The organism is Acidibrevibacterium sp., from assembly GCF_049965395.1.
Taxonomy (GTDB): domain Bacteria; phylum Pseudomonadota; class Alphaproteobacteria; order Acetobacterales; family Acetobacteraceae; genus Acidibrevibacterium; species Acidibrevibacterium fodinaquatile.
This window is the reverse complement of sequence record NZ_JBMFWJ010000088.1, coordinates 1-4,339: the sequence shown is the minus strand read 5'-3', so window position 1 is coordinate 4,339 and position 4,339 is coordinate 1. Positions and strand designations below refer to the sequence as shown.

Below are 4,339 nucleotides of genomic sequence, written 5' to 3'. Positions count from 1 at the left end.
ATCTGCTGGTGTTTGGCACCAAGGCGCAATTCAGCCGCCGCGAACAATCGATCAACGACCATGTAATTTTGCTCCACGCGGTAATTGACCAGTTCCGCGCCGCCTTGCGCGCCAATCACCCATAGCGGCGGCATGTCTCCCGCAGAAATGCCTGGCGGAAATTCGATAAATACTTGTCGCCCGTCATCGAAGGCGCGGATTGGTCGCCAGGGCGGATGTGCGCCCTCGATCCGATACCGAAAATTCAGCGCGTTGATGTTTACGCCAGCGATAATTGGCGCTGCAGTTTCGCTCGCTTGGTTCTGGCGACGGAGTGCGAAGAGTTCATCCTCCGGATAGGTCCAGGACACCGCCGCCATATAGGTTTTTGGATCGGAGTGAAGCTCGATATGATAGGTGCGACGGTCGGTGTTGATTACCAGATTGGTGTTCAGGCCCGCTTGGGTCGGTTTGACCAGAATATGAACGCGGCGTTTTGCGCCGGTGCCGCTCTCGGTGTCGCCGATAATCCAACGAATGGTATCACCAGCGGCAACTGGACCTGAGCCCGTTAGGGTTTCGCCGCGCTGGAGCGCAAGATCGGTAATCTCGCCCGGCGCCGCATAGACTTGGTAGAGCGCGCCCTTGGCCCAGGGATAGACCTGGATGGCATTGATATAGTCGCGCCGGGCTGGCTGCACGCGGGCCGCCGCGTTGCCCTCATCGACGCGCAGACGGGGATTGGCCGGTTCTTGCGCTCGCGCCGATCCAGAGTTTTGTGCGCCTCCAATCGGTTTGAGTTGGCATGGGAGCGGAAGCAGTTTGGGCAGCTCGACGATGCGCACCGGTTTAGGCGGGTTTGGCTGCAAGACCGCTTGTTTGGGCACGGAATTATAGGTGATCTCGGGTGGTTTCCAGCGCGGCGCGGAACAGGCGGCGAGCATCAATGGAACAAAAACGAGAGCAAAACGGATGGAACGCATCAGTCAAACTCCTTGGACCAGTTGAGGGCGGTGATGTAGATGCCGAGCGGATTGTTGCGGAGTTGGGTCGCGGTCGTCGGCTGGCGGAGCGTAATGGTGAGGATCGCGCTCCAGCGCTGGGTGGAGGTCAGCGCGTCATCGGCATAGTGGCTTTCCACCCAGACCACCCGGAAGCTGTTTTGGGAGGCACGGATCACGCTCACCACCGAGACCGAAACCTGTTTGTGCCCCACCTTGGAAAACGGCTTGCTGGCTCGGGCATAGGTGCTGAGCGCAAGGGCACCTTTGTCTGTCACGTAGTGATAGGCATCGAGCCAGTTTTGGCGGAGCACGATAGGGTCGTCCGGGATGCTGCGCACTTCGGTGATAAAATGGGCGAGATACCAGGCGATCTGCGGATCGGTCGGTTGGTAGGCGGCGGTGGCTGGGCCGATGGCTTGGGCGCGGCCGAGCTTATCGACCTGCACCACCCAGGGCGTGATGGTGCCCTGCGCGGATTGCCAAACCAGACCGCCCGCCAGCCCCGCGCTCATGATCAACATGCCGAAGAAAGCGAGCCGCCAGTTTTTTGCCTGAACGCGCGCGGAGCCTATGCGCTCGTCCCAGACTTGACCGGCGCGCTGATAGGGCGTCTCGGGTTCGGGTGTTTTGCCATAGCGCACGGTCGGGCGTCGGAACATTTTTACTCCTCGGAGAGATCAACGCCGCTGCCGCTGGAGGGCGAATCACCCGAGCGGATGGCGTGGTTGGCGGCTGAAGCACCACGATTTATTTGTTCGCTCCGCCTCATGCGTTTGGCCCAGGCCGGCGGGTTGGAAGCGCCGTTATTTGCTGCTGCCCCGTTTCTTGCGCTGGCGCCGGAACCTGTTGCAGCGGCTGAGCCCCCTGATCCAGATGATCCTCCTGTTCCGCCCGATCCACCCGAACGCATCGCGGTGACGGCGCGTCCGCCGCTTGCAAAACTCTCACGCATGCTGTTGGCCGCGCGACGGAGTGGGCTGATCGCGGCTGAGCCAGCTGCACCGACAACGCCGGACAGGCCGCCCGCGCTGTAGGCGGTGGTGGTCGCCCCGGCGAGGGCTGCACCGCCACGCGCAGCTCCTGCAACCGTGCTGCCTGCCACGCCCACAGCGCCAAGACCGGCGGCAGCGAGACCGACGCCGGCAGCACCGACACCGGCAACGGCGAGGCCGGTGCCCACGGCAGCGCCTGCGCCGAGCTGTGGCCCGCCTGCGATCAGGCCATTGGCGATGCCTGGGCCGAAGATCGACAAGGCCAGCAGCGAAAGTGAGGCGAGGATCAGGGTCAAGGCATCGGCGATCGTCGGTGAATTGCTGATGCCTGTCGTGAGCTGACCAAACACCGTCGAACCAATGCCGAGGATCACGGCAAGAACCAGAATTTTGACGCCGCTGGAAACGACGTTGCCAAGCACTTTTTCCGCCAGAAAGGCAGTGCGTCCGAACAGGCCAAACGGCACCAGGACAAAACCCGCGAGCGTGGTCAGCTTGAATTCGATCAGGCTGACAAAGAGCTGGATCGCCATGATGAAAAAACTCAGCACCACGATCAGCCATGCGAGGAGCAAAATGGTGATCTGGATGAAATTATCGAAAAAGCTGACATAGCCCATCAACCCAGCAATCGAGGCCAGAATGGGCATGCCTGCGGTAATGCCAACCTGGGCAACACGGCCCGGCTGCAGAAGCTGGGCCGACGTGAGCGTGTTCCCGCCTGCCTCGAGACCGAGCCCGGCGAACGAATGAAAAATAATTGCGGCGAGATTATTGAAATTGCCGATGATGAAGGCGAATACGCCGATATAGAGCGTCTTCTTGATCAGCCGGGCGAGAATGTCCTCATCAGGTGCAAGGGTCCAGAACAACCCCGCGAGCGTGATATCGATGGCGATCAGGATGCCGGCGAGCCAATGCACATCGCCCTGCACCAACCCGAAGCCGGAATTGATATACTGGGTGAAGACCGCGAGAAAACGGTCGATGATGCCGGTGCCGCCCATGGCTTACGGCGCTTCGGATTTTGGCGGAGCGGTTTTTGCGCCCGTTACGGATACCTTGGGCAAATCAGAAGTCTTGGTGATGTTGGCTGTGGAGGTTGCGGACGTGGCGGCGGTGGTCGCACCGGAGCGAACTGCCCGATAAGAGAAAAAATGGTTTTGCTCCGTCTTCCAGGCGGCGAGGCATTGCCGGTTTTGGGCCGCCGCCATGCCAATGGCCTGACAATGCGCCAACTCGGCGGAGAGATTGTTCGATCCCTGCGCGGTAACGGAGCGAAAAAGCTTATGCGCTTTTTCTCGCTGCTGGAATTGCAAGGCTACGAAAGTAATTGCGCCCGCGACTAACGCATAAGCTGCCCCGCGCGCCCATCGTTTTTTTGCTCCTCGATAACGGGCGATCATGGGAACATATGAACGGTCTGGGGTTGGTAGCTCGGCCCATAATTCAGGAACCGCGAAAGCTGCTGCTGGGCCTGCTCTTTGCTCTCGATATGCATCGCCGCTTGTAAGCTTTCAGCACGGGCCATTGAGGCCATGACGGCGGTCAATTGGGAAAGCTGGGTGGTTTGAAGCGCCAGGAGCTGGTTACCCGATTGCGCGGCCTGCAGTGCGCCGGTAGCGGCTTGGCTGGAAGAGACCAACGCATCAACCTGGGTGCTGGTGGCGTTGAGATTCTGCACCACACCGGCCTGCACCCGCATCGCATCCTGATAGCCTGCCAACGCATTTTCCCAACGCGTGTGGGCATCGGCGAGCAATTGCTGCGAGGATGTCGCACTGGAATAGGCTTGCGGATAGGTCTGGGCAAAAGCCTGGTTGATGGTGGAGACGTCGTAGCCAATGTTCTGTGCCTGCGCGAGCAATTGCTGGGTTTGGTTGATGGTTTGCTCCAGCTCGGCGAGCGAGGAGTATGGCAGGCTCGCGAGGTTGCGGGCTTGGTTGATGAGCATGCGCGCTTCGTTCTGCAGGCTGGCGATCTCGTTATTGACCTGCTGCAGTTCGCGCGCGGCGGTGAGAACATTCTGGCTGTAATTGGTTGGATCAAACACAATCCATTGTGCCCGCGCTGGTGGTGCAAAATCGCCAACGCAAAGCGCCGTAGCACAGATCACTCCGATCAGGGCTCGGCTCCATTTCATGATTTTTGCTCCCGCGGACAAGCCGATTTTGACGGAGAGCCAAAATCGGTCAGCATCGATGCCGCCCAATGCAGCCCTTTGGCGCGCAGCCACGCATCCGCGAATCCCTCGCGGCCATGGGTGGCGCAAAATTCGGTGATGGCGGCTTGATCGCTCTTGGATGAGGCGGCGCAGAAAGAAAGCGCGACTTCGGATAGGCCGAGGTCGAAGAGCCGGTTGCC

5 protein-coding genes and 1 pseudogene are annotated in these 4,339 nt (G+C 60.2%); all 6 read right to left on the bottom strand.

From position 1 onward, the window contains the following. A partial coding sequence (gene trbG / locus ACP5M5_RS14355; protein WP_427938485.1) for a P-type conjugative transfer protein TrbG occupies positions 1 to 962 on the bottom strand: 962 nt, incomplete at its 3' end. Next, complete coding sequence (gene trbF, locus ACP5M5_RS14350) at positions 962 to 1,642, bottom strand: conjugal transfer protein TrbF (protein ID WP_427938483.1); 681 nt, start codon at positions 1,640 to 1,642, stop codon at positions 962 to 964. The genes trbG and trbF, both read right to left, overlap by 1 nt. Before the next feature lie 2 nt (positions 1,643 to 1,644). Then, positions 1,645 to 2,982, bottom strand: a complete 1,338-nt coding sequence (gene trbL / locus ACP5M5_RS14345) for a P-type conjugative transfer protein TrbL (protein ID WP_427938481.1) — start codon at positions 2,980 to 2,982, stop codon at positions 1,645 to 1,647. A 3-nt stretch (positions 2,983 to 2,985) separates the two neighbouring features. Next, on the bottom strand, positions 2,986 to 3,381 hold the full coding sequence (trbK-alt, locus tag ACP5M5_RS14340) for a putative entry exclusion protein TrbK-alt (RefSeq protein WP_427938479.1): 396 nt from the start codon (positions 3,379 to 3,381) through the stop codon (positions 2,986 to 2,988). Continuing rightward, positions 3,378 to 4,118: a P-type conjugative transfer protein TrbJ gene (trbJ, locus tag ACP5M5_RS14335; RefSeq protein ID WP_427938477.1), complete on the bottom strand. Its 741-nt coding sequence runs from the start codon at positions 4,116 to 4,118 to the stop codon at positions 3,378 to 3,380. The genes trbK-alt and trbJ overlap by 4 nt, the downstream gene beginning before the upstream one ends. Then, positions 4,115 to 4,339 (bottom strand): annotated as a pseudogene (locus ACP5M5_RS14330) (hypothetical protein); the annotation flags it as partial. The gene trbJ and the pseudogene ACP5M5_RS14330, both read right to left, overlap by 4 nt.

Bases quoted from the DNA above. Each gene is read 5' to 3' on its own strand.
- trbF (WP_427938483.1), bottom strand. From the start codon at position 1,642: ATGTTCCGACGCCCGACCGTGCGCTATGGCAAAACACCCGAACCCGAG.
- trbL (WP_427938481.1), bottom strand. From the start codon at position 2,982: ATGGGCGGCACCGGCATCATCGACCGTTTTCTCGCGGTCTTCACCCAG.
- trbK-alt (WP_427938479.1), bottom strand. From the start codon at position 3,381: ATGATCGCCCGTTATCGAGGAGCAAAAAAACGATGGGCGCGCGGGGCA.
- trbJ (WP_427938477.1), bottom strand. From the start codon at position 4,118: ATGAAATGGAGCCGAGCCCTGATCGGAGTGATCTGTGCTACGGCGCTT.